Consider the following 17449-nt stretch of genomic DNA (forward strand, 5'->3'; position numbering starts at 1 on the left):
GCCCTCGTCCGTGCCGGACCGACGACGTCAGCCGGTCGCACCGACCCGTGCGCGGACCGCACGCGTGGCCTCGACGATGTTGGCGAGGGAGGCGACCGTCTCCTCGTACCCTCGCGTCTTGAGTCCGCAGTCCGGGTTCACCCAGACCTGGCGCTGCGGGATCCCCTCCAGCGCGATCTCGAGCAACGCCGTCACCTCAGCGACGCTCGGCACCCGAGGCGAGTGGATGTCGTAGACGCCCGGGCCGATGCCGTGGTCGAAACCACTCGCCCGGATGTCGGACACGACCTCCATCCGAGACCGGGCCGCCTCGATGCTCGTCACGTCGGCGTCCAGGCGCCGGATCGCGTCGATCACCACACCGAACTCGGAGTAGCAGAGGTGGGTGTGGATCTGCGTCTCGGCGCGCACGCCCGCGGTCGCCAGCCGGAAGGAGCCCACCGACCAGTCGAGGTACCACCCCTGGTCGGCCCGCCGGAGCGGGAGTAGTTCGCGGAGTGCTGGTTCGTCGACCTGGATGATGCGGATGCCGGCCCGCTCCAGGTCGGCGATCTCGTCGCGCAGGGCGAGGGCGACCTGGTTCGCCGTCTCGGCGAGCGGTTGGTCGTCGCGCACGAACGACCAGGCGAGGATCGTCACCGGGCCCGTGAGCATGCCCTTCACCGGCTTGGTGGTCAACGACTGCGTGTAGGCCGACCACTCGACCGTGATCGGCGCCGGCCGCGAGACGTCACCCCACAGAATCGACGGACGGGTGCATCGCGAACCGTAGGACTGCACCCACCCGTGCTCCGTCACGGCGAACCCGTCGAGGTGCTCGGCGAAGTACTGGACCATGTCGTTGCGCTCGGGCTCACCGTGGACGACGACGTCGATGCCGAGGTCCTCCTGCAGCGCCACGACGCGCCCGATCTCCGCGCGCATCGTCGCGACGTAGGCCTCCTCGTCGAGCGTCCCGGCGAGCCGCTGCGCGCGGGCGCGACGGATGTCGCCGGTCTGCGGGAAAGAGCCGATCGTCGTCGTCGGGAGGAACGGCAGGCCGAGCGCCTGCGCCTGCGCCGTAGCGCGCTCCTGGTAGTCGTCTCGGGTGAAGTCCGCCGGTGCGAGCGCTGCCGTCCGTGCGCGGATGGCGGCATCGACGACCCCGGGCGCGGCCAGCCGATCGTCGAGCGCGGCCGACGCTGCGGTGAGCTCGGCCGCGATGGACGCACGCCCTTGGGTGAGACCGCGTGCGAGGACCGCGATCTGATCCACCTTCTGGTCGGCAAAGGCGAGCCAGCTCCGGAGACGGGGGTCGAGCTTCGTCTCCACCGACACGTCGTGCGGGACGTGCAGGAGCGACGTCGAGGTGGACACCGCGAGCTGAGGGAAGCGCTCCGCCGCGCTCGCGAGCAGGTCGGCCGCGGCCACGAGGTCGCCGCGCCACACGTTGTGGCCGTCGATCACGCCAGCGACGACGGTCTTCGACGCGAGTCCGGCCGACGAGTCCGGCAGGCCTCCTCGGACGAGGTCGACACCGACAGCCTCGACCCCCGAGTCGGCCAGCACCGGGAGGGCGTCGCCCAAGGCGCCGTAGGGAGCCGCGACGAAGATCGACGGGCGGTCCGACACGGCGGACAGGACGGCCGTCGATCGTTCGAGCGCCGCGAGGACCGTCGACCTCGGCACGTCGAACGTCTCCGAAACGAGTGCGGGTTCGTCGAGCTGCACCCAGGGCGCGCCGGCAGCGGCGAGGCGCCGGAGGAGTTCCGCGTAGACGGGCAGCAACGCCTCCAGTCGGTCGATCGGGGCGAATCCCGCTGAGGCCCCCTCGGCCGCCTTGGACAGCAGCAGGAACGTCACGGGGCCCACGATCACCGGCCGCGTCACGTACCCCTCGGCGAGGCCCTCGCGGAACTGCTCGACCACTCGGTCGTCGGAGAGCGCGAACGGCGTCGACTCGCCGATCTCCGGGACGAGGTAGTGGTAGTTCGAGTCGAACCACTTCGTCATCTCGAGCGGTGCGAGGTCGCCGGCGCCACGAGCGATCGTGAACGCCCCGGCGAGGTCGACCCGACCGTCGGCCCCGACGAGCGACGAGAAGCGCTCCGGGACGGCGCCGACGGTGAGCGCGGCGTCCAGGACCTGGTCGTAGAACGAGAAGCTCTCGGGGATCGCGGCGCTCGTCGGGTCGAGGCCGAGCCCCGCGAGGCGGGCACGCGTGGCGGCGCGCAGCTCGGAGGCCGTCCGCTCGAGCGCCTCGGCGTCGATCCGGCCGGCCCAGAAGGACTCGACGGCGCGCTTCAGCTCCCGGTTCGGCCCGATGCGCGGGTAGCCGAGGATGGTGCCGACGGGGAAGGCGGAGGTGGGGTTCATCGTGCGTCCTTGCTGGTGAGTGGATCGGGGATGGGATGACGGACCGGTCGGTCGCCTTGCACGGGGATGCCGGCACGGTGCAACACGTCGAGCACCGTCCGATGCTGGTTGAAGGCGTAGAGGTGGACGCCCGGCGCGCCGCCCGCGACGACGTCGCGGATGAGTCGGGCGGAGTAGTCGATGCCGATGTCGATCCGTCCCGCTTCGTCCGGCTCGACCTCGAGCGCGATGGCAAGGTCGCTCGGGAGCGCCTCGCCGCTGAGCTCGAGCACCCGACGCAGCCGCGCCGGACTCGTGATGGGCATCACGCCCGGCAGGATGGGCATGGTGACGCCGTGACGTCTCGCACGTTCGGCGAAGGCGAGGTAGTCGTCGGCATGGAAGAAGAGCTGGGTGATGGCGAGCGTCGCCCCCGCCGCCTGCTTGGCCAACAGGGTGTCGAGGTCCTGCGTCGTCGACCGTGAGCGCGGGTGACCGTTGGGGAACGCGGCGACCGCGATCCGCGGCCGATGGCGTCGCCCGAGCTGCACCGCACCCGGGAGGCCGACCAGCGACCCCTCGGCGTAGGGCTCGTGCTCGGCACTGACCCGGCCGATGAGCTGCACGAGTTCCGCGGCACTCCCCAGATCACCGAGGAAGGCGTCCCCCTCGACGGCTCCGGCGGGCGGGTCGCCGCGGAGCGCGAGGAAACTGTGCACCCCGGCATCGAGGAAGTCCTTGATGAGTCGGCTGGCCTGCGCGTGCGTCGAACCGACGCAGGTGAGATGGGCCATCGGGTCCACCGAGGTCGACGTCCGGATGCTCCGCAGCACGTCCAGGCTCGCCGTTCGCGAGGAACCACCGGCGCCGAAGGTGACGGAGATGAACTCCGGGCCGGCGGCGGCCAGGTGCTCGACAGTCCGTGCGAGCGCGATGCCGCCGTCGAGCGTCTTGGGCGGGTACAGCTCGAACGAGAAGGGGGTGCGCCCGGGACAGGCGGGCTCCGTCGTGATCATGAGGTCTCGTCTCGGTGGCAGCGGATCGAGAGCCGGCGACCACGCAGCACGCAGCGGTTCCGCTGGTGTGTCGTGGGCGGGTGCCGGGCTCGGCTGTCGCTCCGATTCCGCCGGTGAGGGCGGGTACGATGCGCACGACGATAGCAACGCCCGACGATCCGCGCGACGGACATCCGTCCGACAGCGTCATCCTGCGACACATTCCCCCGGCGGCGCTCCGGTCCTACGCTGATGCCATGACCGTGGGCACCAGGCACCGGGGCGACGAGCGTCCAGCACTCGGCTCGCGCGTCATCGCGTCCTGCGTGGCGGTGGTGCTCGCCGTGTCCGGGTGCACGACCGCCGGTTCGCCCGTGCCGCCGACGACGCGCGCAGCCTCAGCGGAGGACCTCGTGATCGAGTTCCGCCAGAACCGCGACCAGTACGCGAGCGCCGCCGCGATCGTCCGGGTCGGCAACGGCGGCGACCACGACATCACGATCGTCGGACTCGAGCTGGCGGGGTCGGCGTTCACCGCGCCGACCGTCCGGGACCGATCCTCGACGGTCCGCGCTGGACAGACCACGGACCTCGCCGTCGAGCTGCCCCCGATCGACTGCGACGCTCGCGACGGGGAGTCGCAGGTCGATCTCCTGCTCCGACTCGACGACGGCGCGGTCCTGTCCGCCGCCGACCTCCCCGATCCGACGAACGCGCTGCAGCGGATCCGTGCCTCGACGTGCACGGTGGCGGCCGTGCAGCGCATCGCCGAGGTGGCCGCAGCTCCCGGGATCCGCCTCGAAGGTACCGGAGCCACGACGGTCGCCGTCATGACGGTCACGGCGGTGCCGACCGGCGCTTCGGGTCGGCTGGAGCTCGTCGCGCTGCGCTCGACGGTGCTGCTACGACCGGCGCCGACGGACGTCGGCGCTGACCCATCCCAGAACTGGCCGCTCAGCTTGACCGTCGACGCCGCAAGCGGTCCGCAGTCCATCGAACTGCGGATCGTCCCGACCCGGTGCGACCCGCACGCCCTGGCGGAGGACAAGGTGGGAACGCTCTTCCCGCTCGTCGTGCGGATCGACGACGGTCCGGAGGTCGTCATGACCCTCCCGCTCGACGCCGACACGGCGGAGGCGCTCAAGGACGCCGTCCGCGCGCGCTGCGAGTGAGGAGTCGGCTCAGCCGGCCACGGCGGGTGCCGGGACGACCTCGGCGAACGGCGCGAGGGCGGCGGCGAGCTCGGCACCGACCAGGGCGTGCACGATCGTGCCACGCTCGTCGTAGTCCGTCGACAGCACCTTGCCGCGTTCGTGCAGCAGCGTGACCAGGTCTCCGCGGTCGAAGGGCACGATGACGTGGACCTCGTTGCTCGGCGACGGGATCAGCGTCTCGATGCGCTCCATGAGCTCGTCGATCCCGAGACCGGTCCGGGCCGACACGAAGACGGCGTCCGGGACGAGTCCGCGGAGCACGAGCAGCTGGCCGTCGTCCACGAGGTCGGCCTTGTTGAACACGACCAGCTCGGGGATGTGCCGAGCACCGACCTCGCCGATGACATCGCGCACGGTGGCGATCTGTCCGGCCGGGTCCGGGTGCGCGGCGTCGACGACGTGCACGATGACGTCGCTGTCGGCGACCTCTTCGAGCGTCGAGCGGAAGGCCTCGACCAGCTGGTGCGGCAGGTTGCGCACGAAGCCGACCGTGTCGGCCAGGGTGTACTCGCGTCCGTCAGAGGTCACGTTGCGTCGGACCGTCGCGTCGAGCGTCGCGAAGAGCGAGTTCTCGACGAGGACGCCGGCCTTCGTGATGCGGTTCAGCAGGCTCGACTTACCGGCGTTCGTGTACCCCGCGATCGCGACCGACGGCACCGTGTTACGGCGACGGTTGGCCCGCTTGGCCTCGCGCGCCGGCTTCATCGCCGTGATCGACTTGCGCAGTTTCGCCATCCGGGTGTGGATGCGGCGTCGGTCGAGTTCGATCTTCGTCTCACCCGGGCCCCTCGACCCCATACCGGCACCGGCACCACCGACCTGGCCACCGGCCTGACGGCTCATGGACTCACCCCAGCCGCGGAGGCGGGGCAGGAGGTACTCGAGTTGGGCGAGCTCGACCTGCGCCTTGCCCTCTCGGCTCTTCGCGTGCTGGCTGAAGATGTCGAGGATGACCGCCGTGCGGTCGATGACCTTCACGCCGACCGCGTCCTCGAGGGCGCGACGCTGGCTGGGTGCGAGCTCCGTGTCGGCGATCACCGTGTCGGCGCCGAGCGCCTGGACGATGGACTTCAGCTCCTGGGCCTTGCCTCGACCGAGATACGTGCTCGGGTCGGGGTGCGGTTTGCGCTGCAGGAGCCCGTCGAGGACCACGGCGCCGGCGGTCTCCGCGAGCGCTGCGAGTTCGCGGAGGGAGTTCTCCGCGTCGTGGAGCGCACCCTGCGGGTAGACGCCGATGATGACGACGTTCTCCAGCCGGAGCTGCCGGTACTCGACCTCGGTGACGTCCTCGAGCTCGGTCGAGAGCCCGGCGACGCGACGGAGGGCCTGTCGGTCCTCGCGGTCGTACTGTTCGCCGTCGTCGGAGCTGCCGCCTGAGGCATCGCCCGTCTGCAGGGCCGCTGCACCGCTGCCGAACAGGGTGTACCCGCTCGATCGGGACGCGGCGCTCGTGAGCACGCGTGCGACGACGTCGTCGGGATCGGTGACCGAGGCGTCGTCCACCACCGCCTCGACATCGACATCGGTGTCGTCTGCGTGGTCCTGGGGTGCGTCCATCGGTGGTCTAGGCATCGCGTTAACCCTACTTCCTCCTGGTCCGGTACCGTTCCTGTATGTCGAACGAGCACTACTTCACCGCCGAACCCGCGAGCGAGTTGCAGCTCAAACCGATCACCGCACGCCTCGGCGGCGTCGACCGGTCGCTCGTCTCGGCGGGCGGTGTCTTCAGTCCGGGTCACCTCGATCAGGGCACCCAGGTGCTGCTCGCGAACACCCCTCCTCCCCCGCCGACGGGCGACCTCCTCGACATCGGCTGCGGCTGGGGTCCGATCGCCCTGTCGCTCGGGCTCGCGTCGCCGGACGCGACCGTCTGGGCGGTCGACGTCAACGAACGGGCGCTCGACCTGACGCGGATCAACGCGGAACGCCTCGGGCTCGACAACATCCGTGCCGTCCTCCCCGACGACGTCCCCGACACGGTCCGCTTCGCGACCATCTGGTCGAACCCGCCGATCCGCGTCGGCAAGGACGAACTGCACCGCATGCTCATGCACTGGTTGCCGCGGCTCGAGGACGAGGGTGACGCCTGGCTCGTCGTGCAGAAGAACCTCGGCTCGGACTCGCTGCAGAAGTGGTTGCAGGAGCAGCTGCCGACGTCGTTCCACGTCGGACGTGCGGCCATGGCCAAAGGCTTCCGCGTCCTGCACGCCCGGCGTCGGGAGCTCCGTTCGGCCTGACCGGCTCAGGCCAGGGTGATCGTCCCGGAGTAGACGAGCGTCGCCGGTCCGGCCAGCACCACGTGCTCGCCGTCTGCGCCGGGAACCATGCGCACCCCGAGCACTCCGCCCGGCACCTCGACGCGCCAGTCGTTCGGAGCCGCCGCGCCCGCCCAGTGGCGGAACGCGAGCGCCGCGGCAGCCGTCCCGGTGCCACAGCTCAGGGTCTCGCCGCTCCCGCGCTCGTGGACGCGCATGCGGATCCGGGCCACGCCGTCGGCGATGAGCGGCTCACCCGGGACGACCAGCTCGACGTTGGCACCGTGCGGCGGTACGGGGTCGAGCTGTGGGACGTACTCCAGTTCCGCTCCGTCGAGTTCGGCGGCGTCGGCGACGGCGACGACGACGTGCGGGTTGCCGACGTCGATCCCGATCCCCGGGCGCGCCACGGGCAGCCCCTTCACCCGGACGAGCGTCTCGCGCTCGTCGAGGCTCCAGCGGCCGAGGTCGACGACGTAGCCGAGCGGGTCGTAGCCGACCATCCGGACGCCGGCGCGGGTGCCGATGGCGAGCTGCTCGCCGGGAGCCAGCTCCACGAGCCCGCTCTCGAGCAGGTAGTGCAGGAACACCCGGATGCCGTTGCCGCACATCTCCGCGACCGAACCGTCGGCGTTGTGGTAGTCCATGAACCACTCCGCGGCAGGGTCTTCAGCGAGCACGGCCGCCCCGGCATCGAGGTTCGCGGACCGGACGGCGCGGATGACGCCGTCGGCCCCGATCCCGAAATGCCGGTCGCAGAGCGCCGCGATCTGGCCAGGATCAAGGGCCTCCTGGCCGTCGGGGTCGGAGAAGAGCACGAAGTCGTTGCCCGTGCCGTGGCCCTTCGTGAAGGAGAGTGTCGACGCCATCCGACCAGTCTACGGGCGCACCCGGCGGGCCAGCTCACTCGCCTCGGCGCTGCCGCCCTCCACCCACGTGATCGCCGGATAGCGCTTGAACCAGCTCACCTGACGGCGCGCGTACCGCCTCGTCAGTCGCTGGGTCTCGGCGATCGCCTCAGCTTCGGTGAGCTCCGACCGCAGTTGCGCCACCGCCTGCGCGTAGCCGATCGCACGGCCGGCGGTCACACCCTGCTCGAGGCCGTAGCCGAGCAGCTCGGCTGTCTCCGCGACGAGTCCCGCGTCCCACATCATCTCGACGCGCCGGTCGAGGCGCTCGACGAGGACCTCTCGCGGCGTCGACACCCCGATGACCTCGACCGGCCGCCAGGGGACGGGGCGTTCCGGAAGCGCTGCACCGTGGCCGCGCTCGGCCAACTCGTGGACTTCGAGTGCGCGCACGACCCGGCGGGCGTTCGCCGCATCGATGCGGTCGGCGGTCGCGGGATCGGCCAGGCGGAGCCGCTCGATGAGCGCCGGGAGCCCCTCCTCCGCGAGTTCCCGTTCCAAGCGCTCGCGCAGGGCGCGGTCTCTCGGCGGGAACCGGAAGTCATGGATGACGCTCGAGACGTACAGCCCGGAACCGCCGACGAGGATCGGCGTCACCCCACGCGCGGTGAGGTCGTCGATCACGGCACGAGCCGTCGGCTGGTACCAGGCGACGGACGCCTCCTCCGTGACGTCCAGGACGTCGAAGAGGTGGTGCGGGATCCCGCGCCGCTCCTCCATGGGCAGCTTCGCGGTCCCGATGTCCATGCCCCGATAGAACTGCATGGCATCGGCGTTGACGATCTCGGCTGGACGCCCCGCCTCGCGGAGAGCGGTCGCCAGCTCGAGCGACAGTGCGGACTTCCCCGTCCCGGTCGCTCCGACGACCGCGAGGAAGCCGGTCACCGACGTTCGCCGTCGCTCGGGTCGTAGATGGGAGACGTGGTCACGCCGACGGTCGGTGCCCCGATGCGCAGGCCCGGCAAGCCGAGCGAGACCCGGCCCGGCTCCGCCGCTGCGGCCGTCGTCGGCACACCGCAGGAATCGGCTTGAGCTCGATCCCAGGCGTCTCCAGCACGCGTCCGACGGACCCGCAGGGGCTCACCGCCGGGTGCGTCGGCGATGAGGTGGAACGACGCTGCCTCGGTGATGGTCACGGTCACGACGTCGCCCGGTCGCGGCACCTCGGAGCCCGCCGGCACCTCGAAGTGGACGAGCCGGGAGTCCTCGGCCCGCCCGCTCAGTCGATGCGTGGCGTCGTTCTTGCGGCCCTCGCCGACCGCGACGAGCAACTCGACCTGCCGGCCAACCTGACCCTGGTTCTCCTCGAGACTGATGCGGTCCTGCAACGCGATGAGGCGCTCGTACCGCTCCTGCACGACGGCCTTCGGGACCTGATCGGGCATGGTGGCCGCCGGTGTGCCGGCACGGATCGAGTACTGGAAGGTGAAGGCGCTGGCGAACCGTGCGGCCTCGACCACGCGGAGCGTCTCCTGGAAGTCCTCCTCCGTCTCGCCGGGGAACCCGACGATGATGTCGGTGGAGATGGCCGCGTGCGGGATCCTGGCCCGGACCCGGTCGAGGATCCCGAGGAAGCGCTCGGACCGGTAGGAGCGACGCATGGCCTTGAGGATGCGGTCGGAGCCCGATTGCAGCGGCATGTGCAGCTGCGGCATCACGTTCGGCGTCTCGGCCATCGCGTCGATCACGTCGTCGGTGAAGGCAGCCGGGTGCGGGCTCGTGAACCGGACGCGCTCCAGGCCCTCGATCGTGCCAGCCGCCCGCAGGAGCTTGCCGAACGCCTGACGATCCCCGAACTCGACACCGTAGGAGTTCACGTTCTGCCCGAGCAGCGTCACCTCGATGGCGCCGTCCTCGACGAGCGCGCGCAGCTCACCGAGGATCTCGCCCGGGCGACGGTCCTTCTCCTTGCCACGGAGCGACGGCACGATGCAGAAGGTGCACGTGTTGTTGCACCCGACGGAGATCGAGACCCAACCGCTGTAGCTGGAATCGCGTTTGGTCGGGAGGGTGGATGGGAAGGTGTCGAGCGACTCCAGGATCTCCAGCTGGGCCTCGTCGTTGTGCCGTGCCCGCTCCAGCAACGACGGCAGTGAGCCCATGTTGTGCGTTCCGAAGACGACGTCCACCCACGGGGCCTTCCGGAGGATGACCTCTTTGTCCTTCTGCGCCAGACAACCGCCGACGGCGATCTGCATGCCGCTGCGCTGCTTCTTGATCGATGCCAGGTGGCCGAGGTTGCCGTACAGCTTGTTGTCGGCGTTCTCGCGGACCGCGCAGGTGTTGATGACCACGATGTCCGCCTGCTCGCCGTCCGCCTTGACGTATCCGGCGGCCTCGAGTGACCCGCTGAGCCGCTCGGAATCGTGAACGTTCATCTGGCACCCGTAGGTACGGACCTCATAGCTCCGCTGCCGACCTGACTCGTCGATCGCGGCGGGTGAGGCGCTGATGACCGTGGGCGTCTCGACGATGCTGCTCATACCGGCAGTCTACGCGCGGCCTGAGACGCCTCCGGTCAGCGGAAACTCACGCCGGAACGCTTCGACCCCGACAGGGCGCGCGAGCACGCCTCACGGATGATCGCCGAGCCGTATCCGCGTCTCGCGAGATAGGCCGACAGACGTCGCTCGGCCGTCGCCTGATCGAGGGAGCGCAGTTGACCGGCACGCTTCTCGGCGACGACCAACGCTCGTCGGAGCTCGTCGTCGTCGTCGATGGCTTCGAGGGCCTCGGAGACGATCGAGGGGTCGATGCGTCGCGAGGACAGTTCGCGGCCGATCACCGCACGGGACTGCCCCTTGCGGGTGTGCAGGCTCTCGACGAGCTGACGCGCGAGTTCGGCGTCGTCGAGATAGCCGCGTCGGCGGAGCTCGGCGAGGACGTGCTCGACCTCGTCGGGTGCGGCGTCGTGGCCGCGGAGGAGTTCCGCGATCTCCCACTCGGAACACCCACGGCGGGCGAGTCGTCGCACCGCGAGCAGGTCGAGTTCGGCCAGCCGGACCTCCGGATCGACCGGAGCCTCGACCTCATCGGCTTCGGCGCGGTCGTCTGCGTCGTCGTCTTCCGGCGCCTCGACGGCCGAGGTCCAGGCGAGCGTCCGCGGGGCGGGCGCGGGTGGTGTCGTCGGGCTCGTCGCCGCGGGGGCATCGCTCGACACGTCGCGCGGCGGGGTGGTCTCCGTCTCGGCGCGCTCGGTGGACGTCCGCCGCAACGGAGCGACGGGACGCGCGACGGGCGCGGCCACGACCGGCGCCTCGTCGGTCTGCCCGACGAACCAACCGTCGGGCTCGGCAGCCGCATCGGGCGCCGGACGGCGACCGAACAGCGAGGTCACGGGGGCCACGTGCTCCGACGACTCGTCGGCCGGACCGGCGGGAGGGAAGGAGACGACCATGGTGACCTCGCTGTTCGGGGCGCGCGTTACGCGCTGCGCTTCGCGGCGGACTTCGCTGCGCCGGCGGCTGCGAGCTGCGGGGCTCCACCGGTCGCCGCCTCGAGCGCGGCGGCCTCGGCAGCAGCGACCTCGGCTGCGGCGGCATCCGCGGCCTTCTTGGTGGCGGCACCCTCGGCCCCGACACCGAGCTTGCCGAGGATCCGGCGCTCGATCTCAGCGGCGATGTCCGGGTTCTTCAGCAGGAAGTTCCGGGCGTTCTCCTTGCCCTGACCGAGCTGGTCGCCTTCGTAGGTGTACCAGGCGCCGGCCTTCTTGACGATGGCGTGCTCGACACCGAAGTCGATCAACGACCCCTCACGCGAGATGCCCACGCCGTACAGGATGTCGAACTCGGCCTGCCGGAAGGGCGGAGCCATCTTGTTCTTGACGACCTTCACGCGGGTGCGGTTACCCACGGCCTCCGTGCCGTCCTTCAGCGTCTCGATGCGACGGATGTCGAGGCGGACCGAGGCGTAGAACTTCAGGGCCTTACCACCGGCGGTCGTCTCGGGGCTGCCGAACATCACACCGATCTTCTCGCGCAGCTGGTTGATGAAGATCATCGTCGTGTTCGTCTGGTTCAGGCCACCGGTCAACTTACGCAGCGCCTGCGACATGAGGCGGGCCTGCAGACCGACGTGCGAGTCACCCATGTCGCCCTCGATCTCGGCGCGGGGCACGAGCGCCGCGACGGAGTCGATCACGATGAGGTCGATGGAGCCCGAGCGCACGAGCATGTCGGCGATCTCGAGCGCCTGCTCACCGGTGTCGGGCTGGGAGACGAGCAGGGAGTCGATGTCGACGCCGAGCTTCTTGGCGTACTCGGGGTCGAGTGCGTGCTCCGCGTCGATGAAGGCGGCGATGCCGCCGGCACGCTGGGCGTTCGCGATGGCATGGAGCGTGAGCGTCGTCTTACCCGAGGACTCAGGCCCGTAGATCTCGACGATGCGGCCACGCGGGAGCCCTCCGATGCCGAGTGCGACGTCGAGGGCGATCGAGCCGGTGGAGACGACCTCGACCGGTGCGCGCTCGTCGCTACCGAGGCGCATCACCGAGCCCTTGCCGAACTGACGGTCGATCTGGGCGAGTGCGGTTTCGAGGGACTTCTCGCGTTCAGCTGGACTTGGCATGGTGTGCTTCTCTCTGCTCGGTGTCGGGTGCCTATAGGCTGTCGCCGCGTGTTCCGGGACCCGCTTCTGCTGAAGGTCGGGGCCCGAGGGCGACAAGGCGTCGGTCGTTCCTGATGTCTCCGACGGTACGCGCCACCACCGACATACACCGGCGGACGGCCCGATCCGTGCAGAACGCACTCACGAATGATCCTGTGGAGGACACTAGCACCACTAGAACGGATGTTCGATACCGATCGGGCGGCGTGTCGAAGACCGCTTCGCCCATGACGCGGGACGCGCTACGCGCCCGGCTGCAGCCGTCCGACTCCGTGGCGTCGCTCGTCCGGCACGTCGGTCGCGGTACACAGCGCGATCCAGACGTCGCGGGGCGGGACACCGGCGCGCAACGCCTCCTCGGCGGTCTTCGAGCCGAACTCGGTGAGTCCGAGGTCACCGGTGAGCACCGCTCCGTACGCCGCGCCGAACTCGTCGGCGACGGCCGTCCTGAACTCACTCAGCTTCATTCCTGCTCCTGTCCGTTCCTCCGTCGTCCGTCCGGACGCGGAAACGCCCCGGGAGAGGGATCCCGGGGCGTTCTCCTGCCATGCTCGCTCGATCAGCGGGAGACGAGTTCGTCCAGCTCGTTGACCAGTTCGTCCGGAACGGTGTCCGGGATGTTCGGGGAGAGACCCTCGATGACCGCGAGGCGGTCGCCGACCTCTCGCATGATGACGGAGATGGGGGTGTCGAGGGCGTCGGCCACCGAAGCGAGGATCTCGCTCGACGCCTCCTTCTGACCTCGTTCGACCTCGCTCAGGTATCCGAGTGCGACGCTCGCCTTGCTCGCCACCTGGCGCAGCGTGCGACCCTTCTGCAACCGGAAGTCCCTCAGCACGTCGCCGATCTCTTGACGGACTAGAACCACGTGACCCTCCCTCTGTGCTCTACGACCTCGTGTCGTACAGCGCTCTGCTTCTGCAACGCGGATTCACGTCGTCCCAGCTGATCGCCGTCTCGTTCGTGGATGGCCAACATTACAACCACCGTATGCCGAACAGTAACCAGGATCACTGGGCTTTTCTTGTGAATACGTCATCTGTAACGCGATGGAAACGGACGGTATTCCGCCGATCGGAGTCGGCGTTCACTCGAGTGCGCCGAGTTCGCGCTCGAGCGCTTCCAACGCCAGCTCCACGGTCCGGTGTCGGATCTCCTGACGGCCTCCGTCCAGGGTGAGCGGCACCACCCGTCCACCCGCTCGCGTCACGATGCCCACGAAGACGGTCCCGACGGCCTGGCCGTCCTGCGGGTCGGGTCCGGCGACGCCGGTCGTGGCGATACCGACGTCTGCCGGAAGCCCGTCGATCGCCAGGGCACGGCGCACGCCGTCGGCCATCTGGAGGGCCACCTCCGGGTGCACGGCGCCATGGAGCGCGAGGAGGCCGGCGTCGACTCCGAGCAACGAGTGCTTCAGGCGGGTGTCGTACGCGACCACACCGCCCCGGACCGTCGCGGACGCGCCGGGCACGCTGATGAGCGCCGCGGCCAGCAGCCCGCCGGTCAGGGACTCCGCCACACCGATCGTCAACCGGGCGTCGATGAGCGCGTGGACCGCCGAGGCGGCCCCGGCGTCGGCCGACTTGACGGCATCGGACGTCATCGCTTGACCTGCCGGTCGGTGCGCGACCCCCGGACGGCGGTGACGACGTAGTCGATGCCGCTCGCGATGGTCAGGAGCACGGCGATGGTCATGAAGACCGCGTTCACCCAGAGCACCCAGTCACCGAGGAGCACCCAGAACGGCGCGAGGGCGAGCGAGATCGCGACGGCCTGTGCGAGGGTCTTGAGCTTCCCCATCCACGCGGCGGCGACGACATGGTCGGAGATCACGATGAAGCGGTGGACGGTGATGCCGATCTCGCGCACGAGCACGACGATCGTGACCCACCACGGCAGTTCGCCGAGGATCGACAACGCGACGAGCGCTCCGCCCGTCAGCACCTTGTCGGCGATCGGGTCGAGGATCTTGCCGAGGTCCGTCACGAGGTTGCGACTGCGGGCGATGTGCCCGTCAATGCCGTCGCTGGCGATCGCGACGACGAAGAGCAGGGCAGCCCACCACCGCAGTGCGCCGTCGGATCCGTCGTCCGCCAGCAGCATCCACATGAACACCGGCGCGAGCACGATCCTCGCGACGGTGATCGCGTTCGGGAGGTTCCAGTTCGAGATGCGCGGCGCAGCGGCCGACGCGTTCGATGCCGTCATGTCTACTCCCGACCGGTGAGACTCCAGGCGTCTTCGTCAGAACCGCCCTCGACCTCAGGATAGTCCTGGAACTGGGCCTCGACCGGGTCCGCACCGTAGCGGTCGGGCTCGACGCCGCCGGCGGCACCGACGACCGGGGCGGCCGCGGCGGCTGTCGAGGCCGCCGCTGCGGGGGCCGGAGCGGCCGAACCGTCGTCCTCGCCGCGCAGACGGGCCAAGACCCCCGGCAGCTGCTCGGCGGTGACGAGGACGTCGCGGGCCTTCGAGCCCTCGGACGGGCCGACGATCTCGCGGGACTCCATGAGGTCCATGAGCCGGCCGGCCTTCGCGAAACCGACCCGGAGCTTCCGCTGCAGCATCGAGGTCGATCCGAACTGCGTCGACACCACGAGCTCCGCTGCGGCGAGCAGGAGTTCGAGGTCGTCACCGATGTCCGCGTCGATCTCCTTGCGCTCCGCGACGGCCTGGACGTCCTTCCGGTACTCCGGCCGCGCCTGGTTCGTGACGTGTTCCACGACCCGCTGGATCTCGTTCTCTCCGACCCATGCACCCTGCACGCGGATGGACTTGTTCGCACCCATCGGCAGGAACAGGGCGTCGCCCTGACCGATGAGCTTGTCGGCGCCCGGCTGGTCGAGGATGACCCGCGAATCGGTGACGCTCGTGACGGCGAAGGCGAGGCGCGAGGGGACGTTCGCCTTGATGAGGCCGGTGACGACGTCGACCGACGGACGCTGCGTCGCGAGGACGAGGTGGATACCGGACGCACGGGCCAGCTGCGTGATGCGGACGATGGAGTCCTCGACGTCGCGGGGGGCGACCATCATCAGGTCGGCGAGCTCGTCGACGACGACCAGCAGGTACGGGTAGGGCTTCAGCACGCGTTCGCTGCCCGCGGGGAGGACGATCTCATTGGCCACGACGGCCTTGTTGAAGTCGTCGATGTGCCGGTAGCCGAAGCTCGCGAGGTCGTCGTACCGCATGTCCATCTCCTTCACGACCCACTGCAGCGCTTCCGCCGCCTTCTTCGGGTTCGTGATGATGGGCGTGATGAGGTGCGGGACGCCCGCGTACGGCGCGAGCTCGACGCGCTTGGGGTCGATGAGGACCATGCGCACCTCGCTCGGCTTCGCGCGCATGAGCAGCGAGGTGATCATGGAGTTCACGAAGACCGACTTGCCGGAGCCGGTCGACCCGGCGACCAGGAGGTGCGGCATCTTCGCGAGGTTCGCGACGACGTAGCCGCCGCCGACGTCCTTGCCGACGCCGATCGTCATCGGGTGGTTGCTGTTCGTGGCCGCCGTCGAGCGCAGGATGTCGCCGAGGGTGACGATCTCGCGGTCGGTGTTCGGGATCTCGATACCGATGGCGCTCTTCCCCGGGATGGGCGAGAGGATGCGGACCTCGTTGGACGCCACGGCGTAGGAGAGGTTCTTGCTGAGCGCCGTGACGCGCTCGACCTTGACGCCCGGGCCGAGCTCGATCTCGTACTGCGTCACGGTCGGGCCGCGGGAGAAGCCGGTGACCTTCGCGTCGACGCCGAACTGGTCGAGGACGCTCGTGATCGCGGCGACCGCTTCGTCGTTGGCCGCACTGTGGGTCTTCGCGGGCTCCCCCGCCGCCAGCGTCCCTGCGGACGGGAGACGGTACGGCGTGTCGTCCTGGCCCTGCTGCGCCATCGGGCGCGCCGAGAAGTCGATCTGGTCGGGTGCGCCGAGGAGCGCCGGGTCGAGGTCTTCGATGACCTCGGTCGCGCCGGGGATGCTGTCGTCGTGCAGACCCGTCTGCGGCTTGATCTCGCCCGTGTTGAACCGCTTGACGGCGCTCTCCGCCGCTTCGAGGTCGCCGAGGAGCTCGGAGCCGAAGGCGTCGTGCACCGGCGCGGCTTTCGGTGACGCGGCAGGCGCGGCCACCGGTTCGAGCGGCGAGTCGAATCCGCCGGACGGCTTCTCGAGGCCGAGGAGCTCGGTCATGTTGTCGCCCATGAGCGGGTCCTCGAACGTCGGGTCGTCCTCGCGGCGGCTCGTGTTGCGACGCCACCACGGCAGGGCCGCCGGCTCGTCGGGTTCCTCGTCGAGGTCGTCGAGTCGCTTCGTCCGTGCGCTCTTCGGCTCTGCGGGCTCTCCCTCTGGTGCCTCCGGCTGCTCGCCGAACATCCAGGTGGAGAACTGCCGCACGCGGGCACCGACGCGGTTCGGCGGCGTCTTGGTCACGATGAAGAGGCTGAGGAGGATCAGGAGCGAGATGAGGACGGTCGCGCCGATCGGGGTGATGATCGCGGCGAGCGGAGCGCCGAGGATCCATCCGAGGAGACCGCCGGCCTGCGCCAACGCGGGCAGGCCCTGACTCGGGTTCGGCTGGCCACCGTGGATGTGACAGAGCGCCGAGATGCTGATCAGGAGCAGACCGAGGCCGATGCTGATGCGACCGTTGTCGTCGACCGAGGCCGGGTGCCGGAACAGCCAGACCGCGAAGACGATCATGATGACCGGGAGCACGAAGGCGAGTCGGCCGAAGAGGCCACCGAACGACCAGGCGTCGAAGGTCTGAGCGACCGGGTCGGCCGCCCCGAACCACTCGACGACGGCACCGACGACGGCCAGCAGGAAGAGCAGGAAGGGGAAGCCGTCGCGACGGTCCTCCTTGGCGATGCGCTCGGGACCGAGGGCGCGGACCGCTCCACCGACGCCGTGCGCGAGGCCGAGCCACATCGAGGTCAGCACGCTGCGCTGCTCTTCGGCGGCCGGATAGGCGACGGTCTTCTGCTGCTTCGTCGTCGACGCGCCCGCCTTGGGGCCGGGCTTGGTGCTCGTCTTCGTGCTCGTGGTGCGCGACGAAGCGCCGCTCGGCGAGGAAGCGCTGCGCGAACGGCTGGTCGAGTTGGAACGTGCGGCCATGCGTTCACGGTACTCGTCGCCACCGACGCAGCC

15 protein-coding genes are annotated in these 17449 nt (G+C 69.9%); 2 read left to right on the plus strand and 13 right to left on the minus strand.

Going from position 1 to position 17449, the window contains the following annotated elements; translation table 11 throughout:
• Window positions 1–27: 27 nt before the first annotated feature.
• Both metE and ITJ62_RS16695 read right to left on the minus strand, forming a co-directional pair.
• Window positions 28–2355 (minus strand): 5-methyltetrahydropteroyltriglutamate--homocysteine S-methyltransferase, encoded by a 2328-nt coding sequence (metE, locus tag ITJ62_RS16690; RefSeq protein ID WP_194604605.1) that lies wholly within the window; start codon window positions 2353–2355, stop codon window positions 28–30.
• Complete coding sequence (locus ITJ62_RS16695; protein WP_194604609.1) at window positions 2352–3350, minus strand: methylenetetrahydrofolate reductase; 999 nt, start codon at window positions 3348–3350, stop codon at window positions 2352–2354. The genes metE and ITJ62_RS16695 overlap by 4 nt, the downstream gene beginning before the upstream one ends.
• A 236-nt stretch (window positions 3351–3586) precedes the next feature.
• Between ITJ62_RS16695 and ITJ62_RS16700 the strand changes: the two genes are divergently transcribed.
• A complete protein-coding gene (locus tag ITJ62_RS16700; protein WP_194604611.1) occupies window positions 3587–4501 on the plus strand; it encodes a hypothetical protein in 915 nt (304 codons plus the stop codon).
• A gap of 9 nt (window positions 4502–4510) precedes the next feature.
• Here the strand turns inward: ITJ62_RS16700 and hflX are convergent, their stop codons facing one another.
• Window positions 4511–6115: a GTPase HflX gene (gene hflX / locus ITJ62_RS16705; RefSeq protein WP_228498742.1), complete on the minus strand. Its 1605-nt coding sequence runs from the start codon at window positions 6113–6115 to the stop codon at window positions 4511–4513.
• Between the two features lie 41 nt (window positions 6116–6156).
• Between hflX and ITJ62_RS16710 the strand changes: the two genes are divergently transcribed.
• Complete coding sequence (locus ITJ62_RS16710; RefSeq protein ID WP_194604614.1) at window positions 6157–6780, plus strand: class I SAM-dependent methyltransferase; 624 nt, start codon at window positions 6157–6159, stop codon at window positions 6778–6780.
• A gap of 5 nt (window positions 6781–6785) precedes the next feature.
• Here the strand turns inward: ITJ62_RS16710 and dapF are convergent, their stop codons facing one another.
• The 10 genes from dapF to ITJ62_RS16760 all read right to left on the minus strand — a co-directional run bounded on the left by dapF (window position 6786) and on the right by ITJ62_RS16760 (window position 17416).
• Complete coding sequence (gene dapF / locus ITJ62_RS16715) at window positions 6786–7667, minus strand: diaminopimelate epimerase (RefSeq protein ID WP_194604618.1); 882 nt, start codon at window positions 7665–7667, stop codon at window positions 6786–6788.
• A gap of 9 nt (window positions 7668–7676) precedes the next feature.
• The gene (gene miaA, locus ITJ62_RS16720; protein WP_194604621.1) at window positions 7677–8591 is read right to left on the minus strand and encodes a tRNA (adenosine(37)-N6)-dimethylallyltransferase MiaA; all 915 of its coding nucleotides are present in this window, start codon (window positions 8589–8591) and stop codon (window positions 7677–7679) included.
• Window positions 8588–10189, minus strand: a complete 1602-nt coding sequence (gene miaB / locus ITJ62_RS16725; RefSeq protein WP_194604624.1) for a tRNA (N6-isopentenyl adenosine(37)-C2)-methylthiotransferase MiaB — start codon at window positions 10187–10189, stop codon at window positions 8588–8590. The genes miaA and miaB overlap by 4 nt, the downstream gene beginning before the upstream one ends.
• 35 nt (window positions 10190–10224) lie before the next feature.
• Window positions 10225–11103: a regulatory protein RecX gene (locus ITJ62_RS16730; protein WP_194604626.1), complete on the minus strand. Its 879-nt coding sequence runs from the start codon at window positions 11101–11103 to the stop codon at window positions 10225–10227.
• 26 nt (window positions 11104–11129) lie between these two features.
• Complete coding sequence (recA, locus tag ITJ62_RS16735) at window positions 11130–12272, minus strand: recombinase RecA (RefSeq protein WP_194604629.1); 1143 nt, start codon at window positions 12270–12272, stop codon at window positions 11130–11132.
• A 281-nt stretch (window positions 12273–12553) separates the two neighbouring features.
• Window positions 12554–12778 carry a DUF3046 domain-containing protein gene (locus ITJ62_RS16740; RefSeq protein WP_079707086.1) on the minus strand — a complete coding sequence of 75 codons (225 nt, stop codon included), beginning with the start codon at window positions 12776–12778 and terminating at the stop codon, window positions 12554–12556.
• A gap of 92 nt (window positions 12779–12870) precedes the next feature.
• Window positions 12871–13179: a helix-turn-helix domain-containing protein gene (locus tag ITJ62_RS16745; RefSeq protein WP_056012120.1), complete on the minus strand. Its 309-nt coding sequence runs from the start codon at window positions 13177–13179 to the stop codon at window positions 12871–12873.
• 219 nt (window positions 13180–13398) lie between these two features.
• Entirely contained in the window at window positions 13399–13914 is a 516-nt protein-coding gene (locus ITJ62_RS16750; RefSeq protein WP_194604632.1) for a CinA family protein, read from the minus strand.
• Complete coding sequence (pgsA, locus tag ITJ62_RS16755; RefSeq protein WP_194604635.1) at window positions 13911–14519, minus strand: CDP-diacylglycerol--glycerol-3-phosphate 3-phosphatidyltransferase; 609 nt, start codon at window positions 14517–14519, stop codon at window positions 13911–13913. Before pgsA ends, ITJ62_RS16750 begins: the two co-directional genes overlap by 4 nt.
• Window positions 14520–14521: 2 nt before the next feature.
• A complete protein-coding gene (locus tag ITJ62_RS16760; RefSeq protein WP_194604638.1) occupies window positions 14522–17416 on the minus strand; it encodes a DNA translocase FtsK in 2895 nt (964 codons plus the stop codon).
• Between the last annotated feature and the right edge of the window lie 33 nt (window positions 17417–17449).

Origin of the sequence: Plantibacter sp. VKM Ac-2876 (assembly GCF_015350715.1) — a bacterium.
GTDB classification, from domain to species: Bacteria; Actinomycetota; Actinomycetes; order Actinomycetales; family Microbacteriaceae; genus Plantibacter; species Plantibacter auratus.